The sequence below is a fragment of the Azohydromonas aeria genome (assembly GCF_009760915.1).
GTDB lineage: Bacteria > Pseudomonadota > Gammaproteobacteria > Burkholderiales > Burkholderiaceae_C > Azohydromonas > Azohydromonas aeria.
Window position 1 is genome coordinate 165,013 of sequence record NZ_VIDQ01000003.1, and the last position, 25,910, is coordinate 190,922.

26 protein-coding genes are annotated in these 25,910 nt (G+C 72.3%); 15 read left to right on the forward strand and 11 right to left on the reverse strand.

The genetic code is table 11. The annotated features are described in order from the left end of the window. Window positions 1–7: 7 nt before the first annotated feature. Together FJ694_RS03840 and FJ694_RS03845 are read right to left on the reverse strand one after the other, a co-directional pair. The gene (locus FJ694_RS03840) at window positions 8–298 is read right to left on the reverse strand and encodes a hypothetical protein (RefSeq protein WP_157264403.1); all 291 of its coding nucleotides are present in this window, start codon (window positions 296–298) and stop codon (window positions 8–10) included. Between the two features lie 213 nt (window positions 299–511). Then, window positions 512–817, reverse strand: a complete 306-nt coding sequence (locus FJ694_RS03845) for a hypothetical protein (RefSeq protein WP_157264404.1) — start codon at window positions 815–817, stop codon at window positions 512–514. Between the two features lie 431 nt (window positions 818–1,248). Between FJ694_RS03845 and FJ694_RS03850 the strand changes: the two genes are divergently transcribed. Beyond that, entirely contained in the window at window positions 1,249–1,470 is a 222-nt protein-coding gene (locus FJ694_RS03850) for a CrpP-related protein (RefSeq protein ID WP_157264405.1), read from the forward strand. A 59-nt stretch (window positions 1,471–1,529) separates the two neighbouring features. On the opposite strand, the gene FJ694_RS03855 is transcribed toward FJ694_RS03850, so the two are convergent. The 4 genes from FJ694_RS03855 to FJ694_RS03870 form a co-directional block, all read right to left on the reverse strand. Next, entirely contained in the window at window positions 1,530–1,739 is a 210-nt protein-coding gene (locus FJ694_RS03855) for a cold-shock protein (protein ID WP_157264406.1), read from the reverse strand. A gap of 88 nt (window positions 1,740–1,827) precedes the next feature. Then, on the reverse strand, window positions 1,828–2,037 hold the full coding sequence (cspE, locus tag FJ694_RS03860) for a transcription antiterminator/RNA stability regulator CspE (protein ID WP_157264407.1): 210 nt from the start codon (window positions 2,035–2,037) through the stop codon (window positions 1,828–1,830). Between the two features lie 128 nt (window positions 2,038–2,165). Beyond that, window positions 2,166–2,426: a translation initiation factor IF-1 gene (infA, locus tag FJ694_RS03865; RefSeq protein ID WP_157264408.1), complete on the reverse strand. Its 261-nt coding sequence runs from the start codon at window positions 2,424–2,426 to the stop codon at window positions 2,166–2,168. 4 nt (window positions 2,427–2,430) lie between these two features. Then, a complete protein-coding gene (locus FJ694_RS03870) occupies window positions 2,431–2,676 on the reverse strand; it encodes a hypothetical protein (protein ID WP_157264437.1) in 246 nt (81 codons plus the stop codon). A 591-nt stretch (window positions 2,677–3,267) separates the two neighbouring features. Here FJ694_RS03870 and FJ694_RS03875 point away from each other — a divergent pair. The 3 genes from FJ694_RS03875 to gdhA all read left to right on the forward strand — a co-directional run bounded on the left by FJ694_RS03875 (window position 3,268) and on the right by gdhA (window position 7,919). Then, window positions 3,268–4,788 carry an ATPase domain-containing protein gene (locus FJ694_RS03875; RefSeq protein WP_157264409.1) on the forward strand — a complete coding sequence of 507 codons (1,521 nt, stop codon included), beginning with the start codon at window positions 3,268–3,270 and terminating at the stop codon, window positions 4,786–4,788. Further along, window positions 4,785–6,350, forward strand: coding sequence for an ATP-binding response regulator (locus FJ694_RS03880; protein ID WP_157264410.1), 1,566 nt, complete (start codon window positions 4,785–4,787; stop codon window positions 6,348–6,350). Before FJ694_RS03875 ends, FJ694_RS03880 begins: the two co-directional genes overlap by 4 nt. 228 nt (window positions 6,351–6,578) lie before the next feature. Further along, complete coding sequence (gene gdhA / locus FJ694_RS03885; RefSeq protein WP_157264411.1) at window positions 6,579–7,919, forward strand: NADP-specific glutamate dehydrogenase; 1,341 nt, start codon at window positions 6,579–6,581, stop codon at window positions 7,917–7,919. A gap of 195 nt (window positions 7,920–8,114) precedes the next feature. Here gdhA and FJ694_RS03890 read toward each other — a convergent pair whose 3' ends face one another. Together FJ694_RS03890 and FJ694_RS03895 are read right to left on the reverse strand one after the other, a co-directional pair. After that, complete coding sequence (locus FJ694_RS03890) at window positions 8,115–10,172, reverse strand: amylo-alpha-1,6-glucosidase (RefSeq protein WP_157264412.1); 2,058 nt, start codon at window positions 10,170–10,172, stop codon at window positions 8,115–8,117. A gap of 69 nt (window positions 10,173–10,241) precedes the next feature. Next, a complete protein-coding gene (locus FJ694_RS03895; protein WP_157264413.1) occupies window positions 10,242–11,873 on the reverse strand; it encodes an alpha-amylase family protein in 1,632 nt (543 codons plus the stop codon). Window positions 11,874–12,017: 144 nt separating this feature from the next. Here FJ694_RS03895 and FJ694_RS03900 point away from each other — a divergent pair, with 144 nt between their 5' ends. The 4 genes from FJ694_RS03900 to FJ694_RS03915 all read left to right on the forward strand — a co-directional run bounded on the left by FJ694_RS03900 (window position 12,018) and on the right by FJ694_RS03915 (window position 15,595). Beyond that, on the forward strand, window positions 12,018–13,070 hold the full coding sequence (locus FJ694_RS03900; RefSeq protein ID WP_157264414.1) for an SDR family oxidoreductase: 1,053 nt from the start codon (window positions 12,018–12,020) through the stop codon (window positions 13,068–13,070). 204 nt (window positions 13,071–13,274) lie between these two features. Beyond that, a complete protein-coding gene (locus FJ694_RS03905; RefSeq protein WP_157264415.1) occupies window positions 13,275–13,526 on the forward strand; it encodes a hypothetical protein in 252 nt (83 codons plus the stop codon). Window positions 13,527–13,717: 191 nt separating this feature from the next. After that, window positions 13,718–14,167 (forward strand): chemotaxis protein CheD, encoded by a 450-nt coding sequence (locus tag FJ694_RS03910; protein WP_232539885.1) that lies wholly within the window; start codon window positions 13,718–13,720, stop codon window positions 14,165–14,167. A gap of 177 nt (window positions 14,168–14,344) precedes the next feature. Then, window positions 14,345–15,595, forward strand: coding sequence for a bifunctional alpha/beta hydrolase/OsmC family protein (locus FJ694_RS03915; protein ID WP_157264417.1), 1,251 nt, complete (start codon window positions 14,345–14,347; stop codon window positions 15,593–15,595). A gap of 108 nt (window positions 15,596–15,703) precedes the next feature. Here the strand turns inward: FJ694_RS03915 and FJ694_RS03920 are convergent, their stop codons facing one another. The 3 genes from FJ694_RS03920 to modA all read right to left on the reverse strand — a co-directional run bounded on the left by FJ694_RS03920 (window position 15,704) and on the right by modA (window position 18,170). Next, a complete protein-coding gene (locus FJ694_RS03920; protein ID WP_157264418.1) occupies window positions 15,704–16,432 on the reverse strand; it encodes a 4'-phosphopantetheinyl transferase family protein in 729 nt (242 codons plus the stop codon). Window positions 16,433–16,455: 23 nt separating this feature from the next. Beyond that, window positions 16,456–17,277: a thioesterase II family protein gene (locus FJ694_RS03925; RefSeq protein ID WP_157264419.1), complete on the reverse strand. Its 822-nt coding sequence runs from the start codon at window positions 17,275–17,277 to the stop codon at window positions 16,456–16,458. A 107-nt stretch (window positions 17,278–17,384) separates the two neighbouring features. Next, complete coding sequence (gene modA / locus FJ694_RS03930; RefSeq protein WP_157264420.1) at window positions 17,385–18,170, reverse strand: molybdate ABC transporter substrate-binding protein; 786 nt, start codon at window positions 18,168–18,170, stop codon at window positions 17,385–17,387. 163 nt (window positions 18,171–18,333) lie between these two features. On the opposite strand from modA, the gene FJ694_RS03935 reads away from it, so the two are divergent. From FJ694_RS03935 to FJ694_RS03965, 7 genes are all read left to right on the forward strand, one after another. Further along, window positions 18,334–20,802 (forward strand): ATP-binding protein, encoded by a 2,469-nt coding sequence (locus tag FJ694_RS03935; protein ID WP_157264421.1) that lies wholly within the window; start codon window positions 18,334–18,336, stop codon window positions 20,800–20,802. A 14-nt stretch (window positions 20,803–20,816) separates the two neighbouring features. After that, a complete protein-coding gene (locus FJ694_RS03940) occupies window positions 20,817–22,274 on the forward strand; it encodes an ATPase domain-containing protein (protein ID WP_157264422.1) in 1,458 nt (485 codons plus the stop codon). Beyond that, window positions 22,271–22,642, forward strand: a complete 372-nt coding sequence (locus tag FJ694_RS03945; protein ID WP_198320716.1) for a response regulator — start codon at window positions 22,271–22,273, stop codon at window positions 22,640–22,642. The genes FJ694_RS03940 and FJ694_RS03945 overlap by 4 nt, the downstream gene beginning before the upstream one ends. Before the next feature lie 182 nt (window positions 22,643–22,824). Beyond that, window positions 22,825–23,703 carry a formyltetrahydrofolate deformylase gene (purU, locus tag FJ694_RS03950; protein ID WP_157264423.1) on the forward strand — a complete coding sequence of 293 codons (879 nt, stop codon included), beginning with the start codon at window positions 22,825–22,827 and terminating at the stop codon, window positions 23,701–23,703. A gap of 11 nt (window positions 23,704–23,714) precedes the next feature. Beyond that, the gene (folB, locus tag FJ694_RS03955) at window positions 23,715–24,116 is read left to right on the forward strand and encodes a dihydroneopterin aldolase (protein WP_157264424.1); all 402 of its coding nucleotides are present in this window, start codon (window positions 23,715–23,717) and stop codon (window positions 24,114–24,116) included. After that, the gene (locus FJ694_RS03960; protein ID WP_157264425.1) at window positions 24,113–25,504 is read left to right on the forward strand and encodes an L-serine ammonia-lyase; all 1,392 of its coding nucleotides are present in this window, start codon (window positions 24,113–24,115) and stop codon (window positions 25,502–25,504) included. The genes folB and FJ694_RS03960 overlap by 4 nt, the downstream gene beginning before the upstream one ends. A gap of 181 nt (window positions 25,505–25,685) precedes the next feature. Beyond that, a partial coding sequence (locus FJ694_RS03965) for an FAD-dependent oxidoreductase (RefSeq protein WP_157264426.1) occupies window positions 25,686–25,910 on the forward strand: 225 nt, incomplete at its 3' end.

A 25,910-nucleotide genomic window follows, 5' to 3' on the forward strand; every position in this document is an offset into this window, starting at 1 on the left:
GTCGGGCTCAGGCATGCGGCTGCAGGCTGATCGGCATCTCGCTGTGCGCCAGCATCTGGTCGGCGTAGTACCAGCGCCAGGCGAAGTACCGGTACTGCTCGCGCCGCGCGTGGGCCTGGCTTCTCTGGTCGGACCAGGTCTTGACCGCGGCGTTGTGGTCCACCTCCGGCCCGCGCTCCGGCAGCGAAGGCAGGAGCGGCTCGACCAGGGCCGGCTGGAACCAGCTCGGGATGTCGGCGGGCGCTTGCGCCGCGAAGCGGGCGCGCAGGTCGTCACGGGACGGGGTGTCGGAAGGCATGGGCTGCGAAGGGCGGGTGTGGGTGGATGGAGCCGCAACGTGCGCCGGCCGCTTCGCGGCCCGCGCGCTTCGGGCAAATGGACCGGATGCACTGTGCATTGAATGCCGAGGGGCCATCCCCATCACGCATTTGGATTTCCTTCACCAGCAGGGCTGGCAACCCGCCCCGCAGCCATCCGTCGGCGGGAATTCACTTCCGGCAGGACGGCCAGGTCAATGCGCCTTGCGCCGGGAGCGCGCGGGCTGCTCTTCCAGCACTGCCGCGGCGGGCGCGCCGTTGACGGCTGCCTGCTGCAGGTTTTCCATCATCTGTACCGGCATGCGGCCCAGCGCAGCCATCTGCGCCTGGGCCAGGTCGGTCAGGAACTGCAGGTGGCTTTGCATCAGGCCCTGCAAAAGGCCGGCAAACGCCCTGGACTGTCCCACTTCCGACATGTTGGCTTGCACCTGCTCGATCGCTTCATGAGGCTGGCGCGAACCTTTCCCGGAGGCGGTCTCCTGGACGGCCTGGCTGAACATTCTTTGCCCGTTCTTCAGCCACAGGCCCACCATTTCCGGCGAGGCCGAGAAGCTGGTGAACAACTGCATGTTGCGCTGTGTCAGGTGGACGAAGGGCTGCATGAAAGGCTGCAGCATTTCCTGGCCGGGCATGGATATCGAAGGGTTTGTCATGGGTTTCCTGTTGAGTCATGGATCAAGGCAAGCGGGGCGCCTGCCGAACCCGAAGGCGAAAACATGCCCGGGTTTCTGGATTGCAGCCCCCGCCGATGGAGCGGCGGGCAGGCGCGTCCTCGGGCCCTGCCTGCGGGAGGGCCAAGCCGACGTGTTAGCGTGAGTCACGGGTGCCTGAGCCGGTCGCCCGGCAGGCGGCAGGCAGCAGGGGCGTCCAGTCGCCTGGCGCAACCTGGTTGCGCGTGAAACGAGCCAGGTCTTGAGAAGGGAACCCCGACATGAAGCCCGGCGAGCATGCGGAGCTGGAGAGGCAGGGCGCCAAGGCGGCGGCCCGGGGTGAAGCCTGGGGTTCGAATCCGATGCTGCGTGCCTTGAACATGCCGCCCTTGACGGGCGAGTCGCAGCAGGAATGGCAGCGCCGGTACGACGCCTGGCGCGTGGGCTATGAGCGGCAGGCTTCGAGACCCGTGACGGGCGTCTGGATACGCCCCAGCCGCTGAAGCGCTGTGGCGGCCCGCCTCGTCGTGGACAGGGCCGGCGCAGCGCGGCCGTGCCGCGGTTACAGCACGCGGATGTTGGACGCCTGCGGGCCCTTGCGGCCCTGCGCGACCTCGAACTCCACGCGCTGGTCCTGGGCCAGCGTCCTGGACTCGCCGCTCCTGATCTCGCTGAAGTGGGCGAACATGTCCTTGCCGCCGCCGTCAGGCGTGATGAAGCCGAAGCCCTTGGGTTCGTCGAACCATTTCACGGTGCCGGTCTGGGTGGTCATGTCATCAGTCCTTGGGGGTAACGAAATACTGGGAGCGGGGCCGCGCCGGCCTCGGGAAGCGGCCCGAAGGCCGTGCCCTCCGCGGTGGTTACAGCGTGCGGATGCTCGAAGCCTGCGGGCCCTTCTGGCCCTGCGTGACCTCGAACTCCACGCGCTGGTTCTCGGCCAGCGTCTTGAAGCCGCTGCCCCTGATTTCCTTGAAGTGGGCGAACAGGTCCTTGCCGCCGCTGTCAGGCGTGATGAAGCCGAAGCCCTTGCTTTCGTTGAACCATTTCACGGTGCCGGTTTCAGTCGTCATGTCGTCAATCCTTGTGAGGATGGTGGGGAAAAGGGGAGAAAGGCCCCAGCTCAGGCTGGTGCAGTCAAGCAGCCGCCTGGCCAGGCAGCCGAAGTCGTGGTGCGGTGTCGTCGCGGCGGACAGCAGCATCAGCGCCTGCGCTGGTGCGCCGACGAGGGCGGCCCGCGGCGCTCGAGGTGCCGGAACGTGATGCGGCCCTTGCTCAGGTCGTAGGGCGAGAGCTCCAGCGAAACGTTGTCGCCGGCGAGGATGCGGATGTGGTGCTTCTTCATGCGGCCGGCGGTATAGGCCACCAGCACGTGCCCGTTCTCGAGCTTCACGCGAAAGCGCGAGTCCGGCAGGACCTCGCCCACGACGCCCTGCATTTCGATCAGTTCTTCCTTGGCCATGGGTTCACTCCTGGGTGTGTGAAGGGTGCGAAGCGGCGGCGGTGCGGCCGATCCAGTCCAGCCCTTGCGCGGTGGCGTAGCGCAGGGCGGCTTCGCCGGAGTCGAACTCCGGCACGAAGCGCATGACACGGTCGTGGGTGGCGCTGCCGTACCCGCTGCGAATGGAGACGGAAGCCGCGTAGCGGCTCGACCCGAGATGCCGGGTCAAAGGGGAGACAAGGTACTTGCCTACCCGGATGGATGTGTCGATGAACGGCTTTCGATGGCGCGGTCCCTGGATGGGGCCGTGCCGGGCTTGACGGGAAAGGCGTGCGGCAAGGCGCACGTGAGGCGGCGGATGGATGAGCTCGGTCCGCGCGCGAAGCTGGCAGGGGTGTTCGCTGCGAGCTTGGGGCTACCAGGACGCCGGGATTGCAAGGGCAACCAAAAGTCCTGGAAAGGGAAGGGGATCGACTCGTGATCCAGGCGCCGGCTCGGGAAAAGGCCCCATGCGGGGCTGCTTGCTGCAAGCGCCAGGAGCCCAATGTACCACCGCGCGGCGCGGCGCGGGCACAAAGGTCTTTGTACGCGGCCAGGATCGGCCAAAAAGTTGAGGAAGCATCCAGCCGCCGGGGCGGGGCGGGGCGGGGCGGGGCGGTGGCGATGGGGCCCTGGGTCGCGCCGGCGGATGGGCGCGCCGGTCGCCGCCGGTCGCAGCGCAGGCCGCCGTCCCTGCCCTCGAGCCTGTTCCGCGACCTGCCCACCGCCGGGCCGCCTTCCTTGCCGGACGGATGCAGCCGCCGGGTGACGGCAGGCCCATCGTGTGCTACGTCCCTCGGGTTACCGTGCCGAGCCGCTGCCCATGGAACACGACAACACCCTTCAACGCTCCTGCACCGGCGTGCCCGGCCTCGACGACGTGCTGCACGGGGGGTTGATCGCGCACCGCCTCTACCTGGTTGACGGCAACCCGGGCGCGGGCAAGACCACCCTGGCGCTGCAGTTCCTGCGCGAAGGCGTGCGCCTGGGCGAGCGCTGCCTCTACATCACGCTGTCCGAGAACCGCGAGGAGCTGGCCGCGGGTGCCGCATCGCACGGGCTCTCGCTCGACGGCGTCGAGATCGAGGAGATCCTCGGCCGCGAGGGCGACCTCGAAGGCGATGCCGAGCTCACGATGTACCACCCCTCGGAGGTGGAGCTCACCGACACCACGCGCCAGGTCCTGGGCGCCGTGCAGCGCGTCGATCCCAGCCGCATGGTGTTCGACTCCCTGTCGGAGCTGCGGCTGCTGGCGCAGAGCTCGCTGCGCTACCGGCGCCAGATCCTGGCGCTCAAGCAGTTCTTTGCCGCGCGCCACTGCACGGTGCTGCTGCTCGACGACCGCACGGCCGAGGGGCCCGACCTGCAGCTGCAAAGCATCGCGCACGGCGTGATCTCGCTGAACCAGCGCGCCCCGGCCTACGGCCAGATGCAGCGGCAGCTGCAGGTGGTGAAGTTCCGCGGCAGCGACTTCCGCAGCGGCTTCCACGACATGAGCATCCGCCGCGGCGGCATCCGGGTGTTTCCGCGCCTGGTGGCGGCCCACCACGGCAATGACTTCGCGCCGGAGCGCGTGCCCAGCGGCGTGGCGGCGCTGGACACGCTGCTGGGCGGCGGCATCGACCGCGGCACGACCACGCTGCTGCTCGGGCCGCCGGGCAGCGGCAAGTCCACCGTGGCGGTGCAGTACGCGCAGGCCGCGGCCGCGCGCGGCGCGCACGCGGCGGTCTTCGCCTTCGACGAGTCGCGCGCGCTGCTGCTGACCCGCTGCCAGGGCCTGGGCATGCCGCTGGTGGAGGGGCTGGGCGCGGGCCAGGTCCACGTCCGCCAGATCGATCCCGCCGAGATCGCGCCCGGGGAGTTCGCAGCGCTGATCCGGGACGCCGTGGAGCAGCGCGACGCCCGGGTGGTCGTCATCGACAGCCTCAACGGCTACCTCAATGCCATGCCCGACGGCCGCTTCCTCACGGCGCAGCTGCACGAGCTGCTGGCCTACCTCAACAACCACGGCGTGGCCACTTTCCTGGTCGCGGCCCAGAGCGGCCTGCTGGGCCCGAGCATGCAGTCGCCCGTGGACGCCAGCTACCTGGCCGACAGCGTCGTGGTGCTGCGCCTGTTCGAGCACGAGGGCCGGGTCAAGAAGGCGATCTCGGTGCTCAAGAAGCGCAGCGGCCGCCACGAGGAGACGATCCGCCAGCTCTGGTTCGACGCCGACGGCGTGCACCTGAGCGCACCGCTGGTGCAGCTGCGCGGCGTGCTCGCCGGGGTGCCCGTGGACAGTGGCCTGCGGCCCGCCACCGATGCGCCGGACCTCGGGGAAGGGCCTGCGCCCGCGCTGCCATGAGCGCGTCCGCGGAGCGCGTGCTGGTGCTGCCGCCGACGCGCCGCGACGGCGAGGTGACGCTGTCGCTGCTGGCGCGCTCGGGGCTGGAAGGCGTGGTCTGCACCGCGCTGGCCGCGCTGGGCGAGCAGCTGGCGCAGGGCGCGGGCGTCGTGCTGCTCACCGAGGACGCGCTGTTCGACCCGGCGCTGGAGTCGGTGCTGGCGTGGCTGGAGCAGCAGCCGCCGTGGTCGGACGTGCCGGTCGTGGTGCTGGCACGCGGCCGCCAGGCGACGCCGGCGATGGATCGGGTGCTGGGCCGGCTGCGCAACGTGACGTTGCTGGACCGGCCGGTGTCCGCCCGCTCCATGCTCAGCGCCGTGCAGGCGGCGCTGCGCGCGCGCCGGCGGCAGTACCAGATCCGCGACCAGCTGCTGCTGCAGGAGCGCACCCAGGCCGAGCTGCGCGACGGCGACCGCCGCAAGGACGAGTTCCTGGCCACCCTCGCGCACGAGCTGCGCAACCCGCTGGCGCCGCTGCGCACGGGGCTGGCAGTGCTCCAGGCGATGCCGGCGCCGGATGCGCGCTTTGCCGGCGTGCTGGCGATGATGGAGCGGCAGATGGGCCAGATCGTGCGGCTCATCGACGACCTGCTCGACGTGGCGCGCATCTCGCGCGGCAAGATCGAGCTGGTGCGCCAGCCGCTGGAGCTGCACGAGGTGGTGGATGCGGCCCTGGAGAGCTGCGCGCCCATGGTCGCCGCGGCACGTCACGAGGTGCGGCTGAAGCTGGCGCCGCAACCCGTCTGGGTCGATGCGGACCGTGCCCGGCTCGTGCAGGTGCTAGGCAATCTCATCGGCAACGCGGCGAAGTACACGCCCGATGGCGGCCGCATCACGGTGGAGCTGGGCTCGCGCGGCGGCTGCGCCGAGCTGGCCGTGGCCGACAACGGCGTGGGCCTGGCGCCCGAGATGCTCACGCGGGTGTTCGACATGTTCGTGCAGGTGCAAGGCTGCGTCTCGCGCTCGCAGGGCGGCCTGGGCCTGGGCCTGTCACTGGTGCGCCGGCTCGTCGAGATGCACGGCGGCACGGTGGACGCGCGCAGCGCCGGCCCGGGCCTGGGCAGCACGTTCACGGTGGCCTTGCCGCAGCGGGCGCCGCCCGTGGCGGCATCAGCGCCGCACACGTACCGTGTCGCCGGCGCACCGGCGCCGGCGTCCGTGAACGCGCTGCGCGTGCTCGTCATCGACGACAACGCCGACGCGGCTGACGCGCTGTGCCTGTGGCTGCAGTCCATGGGCCATGCCGCCTGTGCCCGGTACAGCGGCAGCGCCGGCCTGCAGGCGGCGCGGGCGCTGCGGCCCGACGTCGTGTTCTGCGACATCGGGCTGCCCGACCTCGACGGCCGCGAGGTCGCGGCCCGGCTGCGCCGCGATCCGGCGCAGCACGGGGTCACGCTGGTGGCGCTCACCGGCTGGGGCAACCTGAACGACCGCCAGCTCTCCAGCCGAGCCGGCTTCGACGCGCACCTGACCAAGCCGGTGTCGCTGGAAGAGATCGGCCGCGTGCTGGCCGCGCGGCCTTGAGGCCCGCCCTTCCCCAAAGCCCGTGCGGCCCGGTGATGCCCTGCACGGTTGGGGTCGCGCTCGGGTTGCCGCACGACAGCCTCAACGAGCACACCCGCTCGCGTCCGGACCGGATTGGTGCGCCGGATGCCGGATCGCGGGCCACAACTGAAGGCAGCGATGGTTCGCCCGTTGCTGCACCCGGCTCGCACGGCCATCCCGGCCACGCTTCACGAAAGGATGGACGCCATGTCCGCGAACCTCTCCACTTTCCTGGGCATGTTGAGGGCACGCGACCCGCAACAGTCCGAGTTCCTGCAGGCGGTCGAAGAGGTGATGGGCAGCCTGTGGCCGTTCATCGAGCGCCATCCCTACTACGCCGAGCACGCCCTGCTGGAGCGGCTGGTGGAAGCTGACCGTGTCGTCCAGTTCCGCGTCTCGTGGGTGGATGATGCCGGCCAGGTGCGCGTGAACCGGGCCTGGCGCGTGCAGCACAGCAACGCCATCGGCCCGTACAAGGGCGGCATGCGCTTCCACCCCTCGGTGAACCTGTCGATCCTGAAGTTCCTGGCCTTCGAGCAGACCTTCAAGAACGCGCTCACGACGCTGCCCATGGGCGGCGGCAAGGGCGGTGCCGACTTCGATCCCAAGGGCCGGAGCGAAGGCGAGGTCATGCGCTTTTGCCAGGCGCTGATGCTGGAGCTGCACCGCCATCTCGGCGCCGACACTGACGTGCCCGCGGGCGACATCGGCGTGGGCGCGCGCGAGGTGGGCTACATGGCCGGGATGATGAAGCGGCTGCGCAACGACACCTCGTGCGTGTTCACCGGCAAGGGGCTGTCCTTCGGCGGCAGCGCCATGCGTCCCGAAGCCACGGGCTACGGCACGGTCTACTTCGCCCAGGAGATGCTGCACCGCCAGGGGCTGGGCTTCGACGGGCTGCGCGTGTCCATCTCGGGAGCAGGCAACGTGGCGCAGTACGCAGCGGAGAAGTCCATCGAGCTGGGCGCGCGCGTGCTGACGCTGTCGGATTCCGAGGGCACGCTCGTGGTGGAGCAGGGGCTCGATGCCGACCAGCTGCGCGAGATCATGGACTGGAAGAACGTGCAACGCGGGCGGCTGTCGGCGTTTGCCGAGCGCCATGGGCTGCATTTCGAGGCCGGCCGCCGGCCCTGGCACGTGCGTGTGGACGTGGCGCTGCCCTGCGCCACGCAGAACGAGCTCGACGGCGACGATGCGCGGCTGCTGGTGCGGCAGGGTGTGCGCTGCGTGGCCGAAGGCGCCAACATGCCCTCCACGCTGGAGGCGGTCAACGTGTTCCTGGACGCGGGCACGCTGTACGCGCCCGGCAAGGCCAGCAACGCCGGCGGCGTGGCCACTTCGGGGCTGGAAATGACGCAGAACGCCATGCGGCTGTCCTGGCCGCATGCCGAGGTGGACGAGCGGCTGCACGCCATCATGAAGGACATCCACATGCACTGCGTGCGCCACGGCCGCCGCGCCGACGGCTCGGTCAACTACGTGGACGGCGCCAACATCGCCGCCTTCGTCAAGGTCGCCGACGCGATGCTGCGGCAGGGCGTGGCGTAGCCGGCCACGGCACGCGCCCTCGAGCAGCAGCGAACCCGTTGCAACGTTGGCCGGCGCGCACCGTGATGCGCGTGCGCTGGAGCAGTGATCTCGGCCGGCGCGGTGCCGTCGGGTTCCAGCGGCTTGACCTTGTCGAACACAACGACGCAGCGGTCGGCAGTCACGGTCGCCGAGGCGTCGCCCCTTGCGTCGTGATCAGCATTGAGCAGGGCAGGGCCCGCCGGGCCGCAGCGTGACCAGGTGACGCAGCAGTTCCGCCACGCTCCAGGCCTGGGCGATGCAGCCGCGCGGGGTGTAGGGGGCCTCCGCGTCGAAGATCTCGGCCACCGAGCCGACGCCGAACTCGCCCAGGTGCGCGATCAGGCCCTCCAGCTGCGCCCGCGCGCCGGCCGTGTCGCCGGGATGGCGCTTGCGCCAGGCGTCCATCCACGGCCCGATCAGCCAGCCCCAGACCGTGCCCTGGTGGTAGGCCGCGTCGCGCTCGCGCAGCGTGCCGAAATAGGTGGGCGCGTAGTGCGCGCTGCCCGGGGCCAGCGAGCGCAGGCCCACGGGCGTGAGCAGCCGCTCCTGCACCACCTGCAGCACCGCGTCCCAGCGCGACGGGTCCAGCACCGGGTGCGGCAGCGACACCGCGAAGATCTGGTTCGGCCGGCACTCGGCGCTGTCGCCCTCGGGGCCGTCCACCACGTCGTGGAGGTAGCCGCCGGCTTCGAACCAGAAGCGGCGGTTGAAGGATTCGCGCGCGCGCTGCGCGTGCCCGGCCCAGCTGTGCGCCGCCGTCTCATCGCCCAGGTGGCGCAGCCAGCGGCACAGGACGCTGAGCGCGTTGAACCACAGCGCGTTGATCTCCACCGCCTTGCCACGCCGGGGCGTGACGACCCAGCCGTCGCACTTGGCGTCCATCCAGGTCAGCTGGTGCCCCGGTGCGCCCTGGCGCAGCAGGCCGTCGGCCTGATCGACGCCGATGCCGAACCGGGTGCCCCGCAGGTGGTGATGCGCGATGTCCACCATCGTCGGCAGCAGCCGCGCCAGCAGCGCGTCGTCGCCGGTGGCCTGGTGGTAGCGGTCCAGGGCGTGGAAGAACCACAGCGTGGCGTCGGCCGTGTGGTAGAGGCCGTCGTTGCTGCCGTCTGGAAACATGTTGGGCAGCAGCCCGTCGCGCACGTACTGCGCGAAGGTGCGCAGGATGCTCGCGGCCTCGTGCGTGCGCCCGGTGGCCAGCGTCAGCCCTTCCAGGCTGATCATGGTGTCGCGCCCCCAGTCGGTGAACCAGTGGTAGCCGGCGATGACGCTGCGGATCTCGTCGCCTTCGGCCAGGGCGCGCGCGGCGTCGCGCCGGCGCCCGGCCGGGACGATCACGAACTGGTCCGCCGCCAGCACGAGCTCCGCCGCGGCGCCCTCGCGTGCCGCGGGCGGCGCCATGCGCAGCAGCCGCGCGCGGCGCTCCAGCTCCGCGGCCCAGGCCTCGTCAGGCGAGAGCGCGTCCATCACCAGCGCCTCCTCGGTGGAGGCGACGAGCGCTGCCGTTGCCCCCGGCAGCAGCGCAACGCCCAGGACGCCTGGGCTCCACAGCCGCCCCTCGTGCCGGTAGCCGCGGTCGGCCTCGACGCGGTAGTGCAGCTCGGCCAGCTCCTGCGGCTGCGGCATGAAGTCGCCTTCGGGCCCGTGCAGGCGCAGCCGCAGCACGGCCGGGGCGCCGTCGCAGCGGACCTCGTGCACCTCGCCCGGCGTGAAGCGGTACTGGGGCTGCAGCTCGTCGCTGAGCTCGCTTTCGTGGTGCCGGAAGTGCAGGGCGGGGCGCAGCGCCAGCCGCCACCCCGGCGGGCCCTGCAGCAGCCGGTACAGCAGCACCGTGGTGTTCTGGCGATGCGGCATTAGCACGCGCTTTTCCAGCACGGCGCCCTCGACCTCGAAGCGCCACACCGGCAGCCCTGCCTCCAGCCGGAACGCGCGCAGGTGCGCCATGCCGGGCAGCGACAGGCGCCGGCCCGTGCGCTCCTCGCCGCTGAGCTGCACCTGCCGGCCGTCGGGCAGGACCAGGTCCTCCACCAGGTGGTTGAGCATGACGGTGCGCCCGATCGGGTTGGGCAGTGCCGCCACCAGCAGCCCGTGGTACTTGCGCGTGGCCAGCCCGGCCACGCTGGCCGAGGCGTAGCCGCCCAGCCCGTTGGTGACGAGCCACTCCCGGGACAGGGCGGCATCGGCGTCCTGCGCATCGACGGGGACTTCGCGCACGACGGAGGTGGGCGGCATGCTCATCGCACTTCTCTCGCGGTTGGGTGTCCGTGCTGCGTGGCGCGCAAGGCCGGCGTCATCCGGGCGTCATCCGCAGCGCAGCCAGCGGTAGCCCCAGGGCTCCAGCGTCAGCCGGCATCCGCCCGTGCCGTCCGACGGGGGCGGCGCCAGCGGGCGGCCGGCCAGCAGGTCGTGGATCTCCCCGGCGGGCCCTTCCAGCGGCAGAGATACCTCCAGGGGCTGCGGCCCCAGGTTGTGCAGGGCGAACAGCACGCAGCCGCGGCCCTCGCAGCGCTGCGCCAGCAGCGCGGGCGGTCCCAGCTCCAGGAAGCTGCAGGCGCCGTCGCCGAAGGCGTCGCATTCGCGCCGGATGCGCAGCATGCGCTCGACCCGGTTGAGCAGCGAGTCCGGGTCGCCGCGCTGCGCCTCGACGTTGACGCGCTCGAAACCGAACTCGCCGCCGCTGATCACGGGCAGCGGCAGCTGCTGCGGCGCCGCGCTGGAGAAGCCGCCGTTGGGCGCGTCGCTCCACTGCATCGGCGTGCGCACGCTGGCGCGCTCGGCCAGCGACAGGTCTTCGCCCATGCCGATCTCGTCGCCGTAGCGCAGCACCGGCGCGCCGGGCAGCGTCAGCAGCAGGCTGTGCGCCAGCAGCAGGCGGCGCCGGTCGTTGCCCAGCATGGGCGCCAGGCGCCGGCGCAGCCCGCGGTCGTAGAGCTGCATCGACGGCTCGGGGCCGAAGGCCTCGAACACCTCGCGGCGCTCGTCGTCCGTCAGCCGGCCCAGGTCCAGCTCGTCGTGGCTGCGCAGCAGGTTGGCCCACTGGCACCAGGGCGGCAAGGCCGGCAGCTCGGTCCACGCCTTGCGCAGCGGCCGCGCGTCGCCGCGCGCCAGCGCCAGGAACAGGTGCTGGTTGACCCAGAAGTTGAAGGACATGTGGATGCGGTCGCCGTCGCCGAAGTACGCTGGCACCTCGTCCGGGGTGATATTGGCCTCGGCCAGCAGGCAGGCATCGCCGCGCAGCAGCTGCACGTGCTGGCGCAGCTCGCTCAGGTACTGATAGGCCTTCTCCTGCCCGGCCTCGGGCAGTCCCTGGAGCTCCAGCAGGAAGGGCAGCGCATCGACGCGGAAGCCGCTCACGCCCAGCTGCAGCCAGAAGCCGGTGATCTTCTCGATCTCGCGGCGCACCGCGGGGTTGGCGATGTTGAGCTCGGCCTGGTGGTCGTAGAAGCGGTGGAAGTAGAAGGCCTGCGCGGCCTCGTCCCAGGTCCAGGTCGTGCGCTGTGCGCCGGGGAAGACCACGCCCTCCTCGGCGTCCGCGGGCTTCTCGTCGCGCCAGACGTACCAGTCGCGAAAGGGCGAGCCGCGGTCGCTGCGCGCCGCCTGGAACCACGGGTGGTCGATGGAGGTGTGGTTGACCACCAGGTCCACCAGCACCCGGATGCCGCGCTCCCGCGCCAGCCGGGCGAACTCGACGAAGTCGCCCAGCGTGCCCAGCCGGGGGTCGATGCCGTAGTGGTCGGTGATGTCGTAGCCGTTGTCGCGCATCGGCGAGGGGAAGAACGGCTGCAGCCACACGCAGCTGGCATTGAGCCCGGCCAGGTGGTCCAGCCGCGTGCACAGCCCGGCGAAATCGCCCATGCCGTCACCGTTGCCGTCGGCAAAGGTACGCACGTCCAGGCAGTAGATGACGGCGTTCTTGTACCAGTGGTGGGCCATGGGCGGCGGCGGTGGGAGCGAAGCTGCGCGGAGCAGGCAAGCAAGGTTCCCGCCGCGCGCGGTGGCCAGGGGCCTGCCGGCTTTGGGCGTGGTTCTTGCCGCCGCGCCGGAAACACTTCGGGCTGCGCCCGGGAGGCTTGCGCCATGGCTGCTGAACGCGACACCGATGACGGCGGCACGCCGTTGCCACGCGCCGTCGAGGGCTCGTCACGCCGGCGCGTGGTGGTCGTCACCGGCGCGTCGGCCGGCATCGGGCGGGCGATTGCCCGGGAGTTCGGCCGGCGGGGCTGGCGCGTGGCGCTGCTGGCACGCGGCGAGGAGGGCCTGGCCGCGGCCCGCGCCGAGGTCGAGCGGCTGGGCGGCGAGGCGCTGTGCATCCCGACCGACGTGAGCGACGAGTCCCAGGTGGAGGCGGCCGCCAGTGGCGTGGAGGCGCAATGGGGACCCATCGACGTCTGGGTCAACAACGCGATGGCGACCATCTTCGCGCCGCTGCTGGAGGTGTCGGGCGAGGACTTCCGCCGCGCCACGGACGTGACCTATCTCGGCGCGGTGTGGGGCACCCGGGCGGCGCTGCGGCGCATGCAGCCGCGCGACGCCGGCACCATCGTGCAGGTCGGCTCGGCGCTGGCCTACCGCTCCATCCCGTTGCAGTCGCCCTACTGCGGCGCCAAGGCGGCGCTGCGCGGCTTCACGGATTCGCTGCGATGCGAGCTGGCGCACGACGGCAGCCGGGTTCACGTGACCATGGTGCAGCTCTCGGCCTTCAACACGCCGCAGTTCGACTGGGGCCGCACCACCATGCCGCGCAGCCCGCGGCCCATGGGCAAGATCTTCCAGCCCGAGATCGCGGCGCGCGCGGTGTACTGGGCCGCGACGCACCGCCGCCGCGAGCTGTGGGTGTGCTGGCCGGCGGTGCAGGCCATCCTGGGCACGCGGGTGGTGCCCGGCCTGCTGGACCGCCTGCTGGGCAGGCGCGCCGTCGAGGGGCAAATGAGCGATGAGCCGTTGCCGCCCGGGCGGCGCGACAACCTGTGGCAGCCGGTGCCCGGCGACCATGGCGCGCATGGCCGCTTCGACGCCCAGGCCACGAATCGCGGCGCCCAGCTGTGGATGAACACGCACCGCGGCCTGCTCGCGGGCGTGGCCTTCGGCCTGCTGGCGGCGTTCTCCCTGTCGACGCGGCGCAGGCGCTGAGCGCGGCCGGCAGGTGCCCGTGCAACCTCGGCACTCCAGTCCAGCGCGGCGAACGAACTCCGACAGCGCTGGAGCAGCAGCGCGAATCCGGCGCCTCCCCGCCGCGCGGACGGGCCGGTTTAACAACTCCGCCACGAAGCCGCCTGTAAAGAAACGAAACTGCCCTCCGATACAGGCAATGTTCGACAGCAGTTGGTTGGAAGCATGGACACGCAGGCATGGGGCGAGGGATTCAGGGCTGGACAGCGGCTGCGCGGCCATGAGCCGCCCTACGACAGCGACACCTGGGAAGCCTGGAGCTGGCACCGCGGCTTCATCGAGGGCGCCGCGCAGCGCCTGGGACGCCGCTACAGCGACCAGCCGGCTGCGCCGGTGGAATGGCCCAGCCTGCCGCGACACGCCCAGCGCCATGGCGCTCCCGCAGGGCCGCATCCCATTCCCGCCGCTTCCTCCTGAACCTCATGCTTGCAAGCACCGCAGCTCCCGCGGCCAGCCTTCGGGCCCACCACGCCGGGGCCGCCGCCGCGATGGCTTGGCCGGCTGCCGGTGCACCGGCAGCCGGGATCGCGCTTCGGCGCCCCCTGGGCAATGACGGCCTTCCGGCCACGGGCGAGCTCGCCGCCCGCAGCGGCCAGGACCTGCTGCTCATGCCGGGCCAGCTGCACTTCGGCCGCGACGCGGCAAGCCTGCGCACGCTGCTGGGCTCGTGCGTGGCGATCACGCTCTGGCACCCGGTGCGGCGCCTGGGCGGCATGTGCCACTTCGTGCTGCCTTCGCGCAAGCGCCCCGCGGCTGCGCCGCTGGACGGACGCTACGGCGACGAGGCCGTGCAGCGGCTGCTGGCACTGCTGGCGCGCCACGGCACGCGCCCCCAGGAGTACGTGGCGCATCTCTATGGCGGCGCCGACACGTTGCCCGACACCGGCGGCGTGAAGCCCAACATCGGCGAGCGCAACATCGAGCTGGGCTGGACGCTGATCGACCGTCACGGCTTCCAGCTCGAAGGCGTGGACGTGGGCGACCAGGTGCCGCGCATCGTCACGCTCACGCTCGCCAGCGGCGAGGTGCAGATGCGCCGCGGCAGCGGTCTGCGCTGACGCGTGATGCCGCGTGGATCGGGCCGTTGACGGACGAAGCATCGCTTCGCTGTCGCACCCTCGGCGTACTGACGCGGTTGCATCCTGTCGAGAAAAGCTCCAGGCCCGGGCTCCTGGCCGCCTTCATCATCCGCACGCCACCCGGCCCTGGGCCGGGGGCAGCTTGGAGGAACCAGCATGCGCAGCACGACGTTCGAGTTCCAGGGCGCGCAGGGCCAGCGGCTGTCGGGCCGGCTGGACCTGCCCGAGCCGCCGGTGAGGGCGCATGCCCTCTTCGCCCATTGCTTCAGCTGCAGCAAGCAGTCGCTGGCCGCCGTGCGCATCGCGCGCGCGCTGACGGCCCAGGGCATCGGGGTGCTGCGCTTCGACTTCACCGGCCTGGGCGAGAGCGAGGGCGATTTCGCGGACAGCACCTTCGGCGGCAGCGTGGAGGACGTGCGCGCCGCCGCGCGGGCCATGCACGCGGCCGGCATCGCGCCCGGGCTGCTCATCGGCCACAGCCTGGGCGGCGCCGCGGCGCTGGCCGCCGCCGACGGCCTGCCGGGCCTGAAGGCCGTGGCGGTGATCGCCGCGCCCTTTGACGTGCAGCACGTCACCCGGCTGTTCGGCGCGCAGCTGCAGACGCTGCTCGACCAGGGTGAGGCCGAGGTGCAGCTCGGCGGGCGGCCTTTCCGGATGCGGCGCGCCTTCATCGACGAGTTGCGCGAGCACGACCAGGGCCGGCGCATCGCCGCCCTGCGCCAGGCGCTGCTGGTGCTGCACGCGCCGGGCGACACGACGGTCGAGATCGCCAATGCCGGCTCCATCTTCCAGGCGGCGCACCATCCCAAGAGCTTCGTCTCGCTGGACGATGCCGACCACCTGCTGATCCGGGCGGCGGACGCCGCCTATGCCGCGCAGGTGATCGCCGCCTGGTCCGCCCGTTACCTGGGCCCGGCGGCGCCGCGCAGCGCCGGCGAGCCCGGGGAGGTCGTGGTCCAGGACACCGGCGAGGGCGACTTCCAGGTGGAGGTGGCGGCCGGCGGCGCGACCTTCCTGGCCGACGAGCCCGTGGACGCCGGCGGCCTGGGCTCGGGCCCGACGCCCTACGACCTGCTCTGCGCCGGGCTGGGCGCGTGCACCGTGATGACCTTGCGGATGTATGCGCGCCGCAAGGGCTGGCCCCTGCGGCGCGTGCGCGTGCGGGTGGGCCATGCCCGCCACGCCGGCGAGTCGCCGCCCGACGTGTTCATGCGCCACGTCGAGGTCCAGGGCGAGCTGGCCGACGACCAGCGCCAGCGGCTGCTGGAGATCGCCGGCCAGTGCCCGGTGCATCGCTCGCTGGAGCGCGGCGCCCAGGTCCGCACCCAGGCCGTGCTTGCATCCCAGGCCTTGCAGGGCGTGGAGGAGGCCGGTCAGCACGCACTGGACATGGAGGCGGACTCCTGACCGCCCTCACGCGCAGCGAGGACACGGGCTTCGTGCCCTGCGACGGCTTCCAGGGGTGGTGCTCCCGTTGCGCAACGGCTCCAGCGGCTCCATCGGCGGCTTTTCAGCTCAGGTCGTCGAGCCGCAGCCGCCGAAATGGGCGTGGAAATCGAGGTGCACGATGCGCCGCGGCGCGCCGGGTGCCGCCAGCGCTGCGGCCCATCCCGGCGCAGGCCGCAGATCGTGCAGCCACCAGCCCGCAGGCGGCGCCGGGCTGGCGCCGCAACCCACGTGCACCTGCACGGGCGGCAGCGACAGTCCCGTGCCCAGCGCCTTGAGATAGGCCTCCTTGCGCGTCCAGCAGCGCAGAAAGCCCGCCAGCTGCTGTGCCGGCGCCAGCGCCAGCAGCTCGCGGTGCTCGGCGGCCGAGCACACCTGCCGCGCCAGGCCGTCGAGGTCCTGAAGCGGCCGCAGGGCTTCGAGGTCCACGCCCAGTGCCGGGCCGTCCGCCACGGCGATGAGCATGAGGTCCTGCGTGTGCGAGGCATTGAAGGCCGGCGCCTGCGCCGCGGCCCGGGCGCCCGGCACGAGCGCCGGCTTGCCGTACGCACCGTAGGCAAAGCGCAGCCGGGCGGCATCGTCGTTGACGTAGCACGCCAGCACCCGGCGCAGCGCAGCGCGCCCAAGCATGTAGCGGCGCCGGTCGCGCTCGAAGTGGAAGCGCGCCGCGCGCTCGTGCTCGTCGCCCGACAGGCTTTCGGCCGCCGCCGCCGTTCCGCCGCTCGCGCCGTCGAGCAGGCTCACGGTCCAGACATGGACTTCGTCGCCGGCCAGCGCCGGCGCGGGCGGCATGGCCATGGCGCCAGGGACCGGGCTGCCCATCAGCGCGGCGGCGGCGGTGGCGGCGCGTCGGCCGTCCTCGCGCCGCTGGCTGCCGACGCCAGGAGCTGGTGAGCGGTGAGCGAGGACGCGGCGTGCGGCGGGCCGGACTCCGGGTCGCGCTCGAGAGCCGGCCGGCCTGCGGCGTGCACGTGCGCGGATATCAACTGCCGGATCGGAGCCCAGTGCTGCTCGATGAAGAAGTGGTTGCCGGGGAAACGGTGCAGCTGCAGCGGCAGCGTGGTTTCCTGCTGCCAGGCACGGGCGTCGTCCTCGCTGACCTCGTCGTCGGCGCCGACGAGCACCGTGACGGGGAAGTCGAACGGCGCGGCAACCTCGTGGCGGTAGTGGGCCAGCGCCGCGAAATCGGCGCGTATCACGGGTTCGTAGAGGTCCATCAGCTCCGGCTCGGCCAGGATGGCCGGCGGGCAGCCGCCGAGGTCGCGCAGCACGCGGTGCAGCTCGGGCCGCGGCAGCCGGTGCCAGCCGCGGTCGATGACGCGCGTCGGTGCCCGCCCGCCGGAGACGACCAGCGCCCGCGGCGCCGGCAGCCCCTGGCTGCGCGCCAGCCGCGCCACGAGGTAGGCCAGCAGCGACCCCAGGCTGTGGCCGAACAGCACGCAGGGCCCGTGCAGGTGCGGCCGCATCTGTCGCAGCAGCTCCGCGGCCATCGCGTGGCAGTCGTTGAGCAGCGGCTCGTGGAACCGGCGCCCCCGCCCGGGCAGCTCGAAGGTCAGGACCTCGATCGAGTCGAAAGCCGCCCCCAGTCCGCGATAGGACAGGGCGCTGCCACCGGAGAAGGGAATGCAGAGCAGGCGCGTCATGGCGTGGGACTCGTCTCCATCAGGGTTGGCGGCGGCGCTGGCGGCGGCGCACGATCATGGGAAGTGGAACAGGCAACAGAGGCGTCGGTTCATCCGGTGGCGCGCGCTCAGGGCAGGCCGAAGCCCAGGCGCCTGAACACGGCCCTGGCCGGCTCGCCGCGCAGCCAGGCGACGAACTCGCCGGCCAGCGCGGCGTTGCCGCTGCCGGCCGTGACGGCGGCCAGGTGCACGATGGGCGTGGCCGTGGCCAGCGTCTGCGCCACCCGCACGCGGCCCGTCGCCGCGGCCGCGGCAGCGTCCGAGCCCAGCACGATGCCGGCCTGCGCATCGGCGCGCGCCACCAGCTCCACCACCTCGCGCGCATCGTCCACGCTCACGACCTTGCGCTGCAGCGTCGGCCACAGCCGCTGGGCGTTGATGGCCTCGCGCGCATAGCGCCCGGCCGGCACGCCGGGCTGGCGGCCCAGCGCGATGCGCATCACTTCCGGCTGGCCCAGGTCGAGCAGCCGCTGCACCGGCACGGTCAGGGATGGGGGGACGATCAGCACCAGCGTGTTGGTGGCGAAGACGCCGCGCGCATCGGGCCGCAGCAGGCGGCGCTGCTCGCCCAGATCCACGGTGGCCGCGTCGGCCCCGGCCAGCACGTCGGCTGCCAGGCCGCGCCCGATCTGCTCCAGCAGCGCGCCCGACGCGCCGGCCTGCAGCCTGACGCGCACGCCCGGACGCCCGGCTTCGAACTGCCGCGCCACGGCGGCCAGGGCCTCGGCGAGGCTGCCGTCGGCGGCCACCACGAGCTCCTGCTGCGCCTGCGCCTGCGCAGCCGGCAGGGCCGGGGCCAGTCCGATGAGGACGCCGGCCCGGCACGCGGCCCGCCTTGTGAAGGTTTGTGTCATGCCGGCAGCCTAAAGCAGCCGCTGCGCCCCTGGCGCGGAAGCGCCCGGGATCACCGGCGCCAGGAGGCAAGGCAAGCAACCTGCTCCGCACCGCCCATGTCCCGGACATCGCCCGGCCGCATTCGCCGGCCGCGTCCGTCACGGGTCCGCTGGAGTACCGCGCATGTCCCCATCCCTCACGAGCAACACCGCCCCCAGAGCGGTGGCACCGGGCTGGCCCGCCGACGACGGGCCGATGGCCGCCCTCATCCGCGCCCACGACTGGGCCGCCACGCCGCTGGGCCCGCCCGCGTCCTGGCCCGCGAGCCTGCGCCTGGCGGTGGACACCTGCCTGGGCTGCGGCTTTGCCAGCCTGGTGTGCTGGGGGCCGGAGCTGGTGCAGCTCTACAACGACGCTGCCCAGCGCATTCTCGGCGCCGGGCTCGCCCCGGCGCTGGGCCGGCCCGCGCGGCAGGCCTGGGGCCCGGCCTGGGCACGCGTCGGCCCCCTGGCCGAGCAGGTGCTGCGCAGCGGCAAGCCCGTGCTGGGCGAGGACGTGCCGCTGCTGCTGCAGCGCGGCAGTGCCCTGGAAACGGCGTATCTCACCTTCTCGCTGGGGGCGCTGCGCGACGAGTCCGGCGCGGTCGCGGGCGTCTGCGCCACGGTGCTGGAGACCACCGTGAAGGTCCGCGCCGTGGCGGCCCGGCGCGAGAGCGAGGCGCGCATCCATGCCATCGCCGACCTCGTGCCCGACCTGCTGTGGAGCGACGACGCTGGCGGCCACAGCGACTGGGTCAACCGGCGCTGGCTCGACTACACCGGCTGCAGTGAAGGCGACAGCCTGGGCCAGGGTTGGCACGCCAGCATCCACCCCGAGGACCTGCCGGCGCTGCTCGCGCGCCGCCGCGGCGCGCTCCAGCAGGGAGCCGCCTGGGAGAGCGAGCACCGCATCCGGCGCTTCGATGGCGACTTCCGCTGGCACCTGCTGCGCGCGGAGCCGCTGCGCGACGCGGCCGGGCACATCGTGCAGTGGCTGGGCTCGGCCACCGACATCCACGAGCAGCGCCTGTCGCGCGAGCTGCTGGAGCAGCGCGTGGCCGAGCGCACGCAGGCGCTGCGCCAGCTGCTGCTGCGCGTGGAGAGCGTGCAGGACGAGGAGCGCCGGCGCATCGCGCGCGAGCTGCACGACTCGCTGGGCCAGTACCTGGCCTCGCTGCTGCTGGCCGTGGGCGTGCTCAAGGCGGAGCTGGCCGACGCCGAGGCGCGCCGGCGCCTGGAGGCGCTGGAAGCGCAACTGCAGCGGGTGGACCGCGAGCTCGACCGCCTGGTGTTCGTGCTGCGGCCCACGGCGCTGGAGGACTGCGGCCTGGGCGAGGGCGTGGAGGCCTACGTGCAGACCTGGTCGGACCTCACCGGCGTGGCGGTGGACCTGGAGCTGCAGGGGCTCGACCGGATGCGGCTGCCGGTGCAGATGCAGGCCGCGGCTTTCCGCGTGGTGCAGGAGTCGCTGACCAACGTGGCCAAGTACGCCCAGGCCTCGCAGGTGAGCGTGAGCCTGGCGCGGCGCGGGCGGCAGCTGGTGGGCAGCGTCGAGGACGACGGCGTCGGCTTCGACGCCACAGACGCCACGGTGCCGGCGCCCAACCGCGTCAACTGGGGGCTGCTGGGCATGCAGGAGCGCATCGAGGCGCTGGGCGGCAGCTTTGCCGTCGAGTCGCAGCCCGGCACCGGCACCACGGTGCTGTGGCGCGTGCCGCTGCGCCCGGCCGCCGCGGGCGCGCCGCCACCCGTCACCAGCCCGCCCGCCGGCGACGGCGGCGCCGCACCCCGGGACATCCGGCCCGGCGCGGAGCACGGGCAGCACGGGCTCGATGCGCACCACGGGGATTGGGGCCAGTCGGCCCGGCCGCTGGCGCAGATGCTGCTGGGCCGGCTGGCCGAGGCGGAAGAGGCCGTGCGCGCGCGCGACGACTTCCTGGCCATCGTCGGCCACCAGCTGCGCAGCCCGATGAACGCGCTGTCGCTGCAGCTGCATGCCGCCGAGCGCTGGCTGGGGCAGGGCGACGGCGCGCGCGCCACCGACGGCCTGCAGCGCGCCCGGCGCATCCTGCGGCGCTTCGTGCAGCGCGCCACCGTGCTGCTCGACGTGAGCCGGCTCAACACCGGGCAGTTCCGGCTCGACATCGCCCCGGTGGATGTGTCGGCGCTGGTGGCGCGCGTGCTCGACGGCTGCGCGCAGGACGCGGCCTTCCTCGGCGCGCCGGTGCGGGCCGACATCGAGCCGGGCCTGGCGGCGCACTGGGATGCGCAGGCCGTCGAGGAGGTGCTGTGCAACCTGGTCGGCAACGCCATCAAGCACGGCGCGGGCGGCGCCGTCGAGGTGACGGCCGCACGCGAAGGCGCCGCCCACGTCCTGCTGTCGGTGGCGGACCGGGGGCCGGGCATCGACCCTGCTCAGCAGTTGCGGCTGTCGGAGCGCTTCGAGCGCGTGGTGGGGGTGCCGACCATGACCAGCGGCTTCGGCATCGGGCTGTGGCTGGTGGGCCAGATCGTGCGGGCCCACGGCGGCACGGTCGATGTCGCGGTCGGCCCGCGGGGCGGCAGCTCCTTTCGCGTCAAATTACCCGTTTCGGCAATTCCCGCCCGTTCCTGACCGGCAGCTTCCACATGACTTTCCACTCCCCTTCCGGCGCTCCCGGCCTGCCCCGCGTGCCCACCGGCATTGCCGGGCTGGACGAGGTGACCGGCGGCGGTTTCCTGCAGTCCGGCGTCTACATGGTCCAGGGCACGCCGGGCGCGGGCAAGACGATCCTGGCCAACCAGATCGGCTTCATCCGCGCCGCGGCGGGCGACGCGGTGGTGTACGTGACGATGCTGGCCGAGTCGCACGCGCGGCTGATGCAGCACATGCGCGCGTTCTCGTTCTTCGACGAGGCCCTGGTACCGCAGCGGCTCTACTACGTCAGCGCCTTCAATGCCCTGCGCGAGGGCGGCCTGCCCGCCGTGGTGAACCTGCTGCGCAGCGAGATGCGCGCGCACCATGCGCGGCTGCTGGTGCTCGACGGCCTGGTGGTCGCGGCCCATGCCGCGCCGACGGACGAATCGCTCAAGCTCTTCATCAGCGAGGTGCAGGCGCATTCCACGCTCACGGGCTGCACCACGCTGCTGCTGGCCAGCGACGACGCGGACCGGCCCGTGTCGCCCGAGCAGACCATGGTGGACGGCATCGTGGCGCTGCGCGAATGCGCGCTGGACCGCCGCCGCGAGCGCACGCTGGAGGTGGTGAAGTTCCGCGGCAGCCCCACGCTGCGCGGCTCGCATGTCTTTCGCATCGGGGTGGACGGCATCACGCTGTACCCGCGGCTGGAGGCGGCGCGGCGCGAGTCGCCACGCGACGCCATCAAGCCCCGCGCCGTGTCCACCGGCATCGACGGGCTGGACGCGATGTTCGCCATCGGCGGCCTGCCCGAAGGCAGCGTCACGGCGGTGTCGGGCTACTCGGGCAACGGCAAGACCACGCTGGGCCTGCATTTCCTGGCGCGCGCCAGTGCCGCGGAGCCGGGGCTGTTCTTCGGCTTCTACGAATCGCCGGAATTCCTGCTGCAAATCTCGCAGTCGCTGGGCCGCGACCTGCAGCCGCTGGTGGATGCGGGCGTGCTGCACTTCGAGTGGCAGCCCTTCGGCGAGAACCTGCTCGACGAGCTGGCGGCGCGGCTGCTGGAAGCCATCCGGCGCACCGGCGCGCGGCGCGTCGTGGTCGATGGCCTGGGCGGCTTCGTCGCGGCCACCGGCTACGAGGCGCGCGACGGCAGCTTCCTGGCCGCCCTGGCCAACGAGCTGCGCCGCTCGGGCGCGACGACGCTGATCACGGTGGAGGAGACCGACGCCGAGCGCTCGTCCTTTCCCGTGGGCACGCACACGATGTCGGCCCTGTCCGACAACATCATCCGGCTGGCCGTGCAGGTCGATCACCGCGTGCGGCACCGCGTGTGGATCGGCAAGGTGCGCAACAGCCGCTGCGACCAGCGCGTGCGCGAGCTGGTGCTCGGCCCGGGAGGGCTGGAAATCGCGGAATCGGCCACCGCGGCCGAGGCCGCGCTCGTGACGGGCGGGACCGACGCTTGAGCCCGCAACGCATCCTGGTCGTGGACGACGAGCTCTCCAACGCGGAGGTGCTCGGCCTGATCCTGCGCGAGGAGGGCTTTCACGTCGTGGTGGCGGGCGACGCCCGCCAGGCGCTGGCGCGCATCGCCGAGGCCGCGCCCGACCTGCTGATCACCGACTACATGATGCCGGGCATGAGCGGCGTGGAGCTGGCGCGCGCCGTGCGGCAGCTGCCGCAGCACCAGGGTCTGCCGGTGCTGCTGATGAGCGGCGCCGCGGCCTCGGCACTGGCCGTGCAGGCCCAGGACTTCAACGCCTTCCTGCGCAAGCCCTTCGACATCGACGAGCTGCTGCGGGCGGTGCGGGCGCTGCTGGCGGGCACGCCCTGAAGCGGCCGCGGCCCGGGGCACGGCCCGGGGCGCAGCCAGGGGCGCGCGCCGGCGCGGGAAAGCCGCTGCTGTCGCAATCGGCCAATCAGGTGTCGGCATCCAACAAGTGGCCCTCCCAGGCCTTGGACACATTGGCGTCAGGCGGACCGTCGCCGGTCCACGTTCACCTGCGAGGTACACCGATGTCTTCAACTTCGACTCATCCGAGCCGCTTCGCGCTCACGGCGGTCTGCCGCAGCGCGTCGGGGCAAGTGGCCGCCGTGGCGGCGTTCCTGGAACGCCATGGCGCCTACGTCGAGCAGTTCAGCGTCTTCGACGACAAGCCCACGTCGCGCTTCTTCCTGCGCACCGTGTTCCGCCGCGAAGGCGCCGAGGCGGCCGGCCTGGAGCGCCTGCGCGAAGGCTTCGGCGAGATCGCGTCGGGCATCGGCGTGGTCGGGTGGCAGCTGCACGACCTGGCGCGGCCGCTGCGCGTGCTGCTCATGGTCTCGAAGCTCGACCACTGCCTGCACGACCTGCTCGACAGCTGGAAGCACGGCGAGATGCCGATGCAGCCGGTGGCCGTGGTCTCCAACCACCCGGACCTGGCCCCGCTGGCGCAAGCCCACGGCCTGCCGTTCCACCACCTGCCCGTGACCGCGGCCACCAAGGCGGCGCAGGAGGCGGAGCTGCTGGGCCTGGTGCGGCACTACGAGGCCGACCTGGTGGTGCTGGCGCGCTACATGCAGGTGCTCTCGGACGGGCTGTGCGAGAAGCTCGCCGGCCGGGTCATCAACATCCATCACAGCTTCCTGCCGGGCTTCAAGGGCGCGAAGCCCTACCACCAGGCCTTCGAGCGCGGCGTCAAGCTCATCGGCGCCACGGCCCACTTCGCGACGGCCGACCTGGACGAGGGCCCCATCATCGAGCAGGCCACGGAGCGCGTGGACCACGCCCACAGCCCGGAGGACCTGCTCAACGTCGGCCGGCGCATGGAGTGCACCGCCCTGTCGCGCGCGCTGCGCAGCGTGCTGGAGCACCGCGTGTTCATCAACGGCCAGCGCACGGTGGTGCTGCGATGACGGGCTCGGCGATGAACCGCATCGTGCTGCGCCGCCTGGCGATGGACGCGCGCATCGGCGTGTATGCCTGGGAGAAGGCCGCACCGCAACCCATCGTGGTGGACCTGGAGTTCGACCTGCCGCACGGCGACGCCTGCTTCAGCGACGACCTGCAGGACACCGTGGACTACGCGGCGGTCGTGGAGCGGCTGCGCACGATCGCCCTGACCCAGCCGCACCGGCTGGTCGAGGCCATGGCCCAGACGATGTGCACCGTGCTGCAGCAGGAGTTCGACCTGCAGCGCATCCGGCTGACGCTGATGAAGCTGGCGCCGTTCCCCGGCGCCGAGGTCGGCATCGTCGTCGAGCGGGAACGGGCGCCGGCGTATTTCAACGAGTCCAGACAGCTTTCAATCGCCCGGGAGACGGCATGACCATCAGCGCCTTTGACATCTTCAAGATCGGCATCGGGCCTTCGAGCTCGCACACGGTGGGCCCGATGCGCGCGGCGCGCCTGTTCGCGCTGCGGCTGCGCGACGCGGGCGCGCTGGAGCGCTGCGCCCGCGTGGAGGTGCAGCTCTTCGGCTCGCTGGGCTCCACCGGGCGCGGCCACGGCAGCGACAAGGCGGTGCTGCTGGGACTGCTCGGCCACGAGCCCGAATCGGTGGACGTCGATGCCATCCCCGGCCTGCTGGAGGGGATACGCCGCGACGGCCAGCTGTCCCTGCTCGGCGAGCAGGCCGTGGCCTTCGACGAGCGCCGGGACCTGGTGTTCCACCGCCGCAAGACGCTGCCCTTCCATGCCAACGCGATGCAGTGCACGGCCTTCAACGCCGCCGGCGTCGAGCTCGACCGGCGCGAGTACTACTCGGTGGGCGGCGGCTTCGTCGTGGGCCAGGAGGCCGCCGAGGGCGGCGGGCAGCGCCCGGCGCTGGTCAAGGACGTGCCCCCGCTGCCGTGCCCCTTCAGCAGCGGCGCGCAGCTGCTGGAGCTGACCGATGCCCATGGCTGCAGCATCGCGCAGGTCATGCGCCGCAACGAGCGCCACTGGCGCAGCGACGCGGAGATCGACGCCGGGCTGCTGCGCATCTGGCGCGTGATGCAGGACTGCGTCACGCGCGGCTGCGCCACGGAAGGCATCCTGCCCGGCGGCTTCAAGGTCAAGCGCCGCGCGGCCTCGTTGCACGCGCACCTGAAGGCACGCGCCGAGGCCGCCATCGGCGACCCGCTGCTGGTCATGGACTGGGTCAACCTCTACGCGCTGGCGGTCAACGAGGAGAACGCGGCCGGTGGCCGCGTGGTCACGGCGCCGACCAACGGCGCGGCCGGCATCGTTCCCGCCGTGCTGCACTACTACACCCGCTTCGTGCCCGGCGCCAACGACGCCGGCGTGGTGGACTTCCTGCTCACCGCCGCCGCCATCGGCATCCTCTACAAGGAGAACGCCAGCATCTCTGGGGCCGAAGTCGGCTGCCAGGGCGAGGTCGGCGTGGCCTGCTCGATGGCCGCCGGCGCGCTGTGCGCGGTGATGGGCGGCACGCCCGCGCAGGTCGAGAACGCCGCGGAGATCGGCATGGAGCACCACCTGGGGCTGACCTGCGACCCGGTCGGCGGGCTGGTGCAGATCCCGTGCATCGAGCGCAACGCCATCGCCTCGGTCAAGGCGCTCAATGCCGCGCGCATGGCGCTGCGCGGCGACGGCACGCACCACGTCAGCCTCGACAAGGTCATCAAGACCATGCGCGAGACCGGCGCCGACATGCTCACCAAGTACAAGGAAACGGCCCGCGGCGGTCTCGCGGTCAACATCGTCGAGTGCTGAGGCAGCGCCGACTTGCCGGGGCCGGCCGCGCGAGCGGCCGGCCCCGGCTCGTTGGGAGGCTGCACGGCGCGTGCGCCCCGGCACGATGTCGCATACCGTCAAGCGCAGGTCGCGAATCGCCAAAACGTGAAGCCCGATCGCCACAAGAATTCCGCCATCGGAATCGTTCGTGGAGACAGCGGTGCAAGGCCAAAAATACTCGGTGTGGAGCCTGCTCAAGCATGGCCTGAAGCACCACAAGACCTGGGAGCCGGCCTGGCGCCGGGCCCAGCTGCAAGACAGCTATGACGTGGTGATCATCGGCGGCGGCGGCCACGGCCTGGCCACGGCCTACTACCTCGCCAAGAACCACAAGGTCGGCCGCATCGCCGTGCTGGAGAAGGGCTACCTGGGCGGCGGCAACACG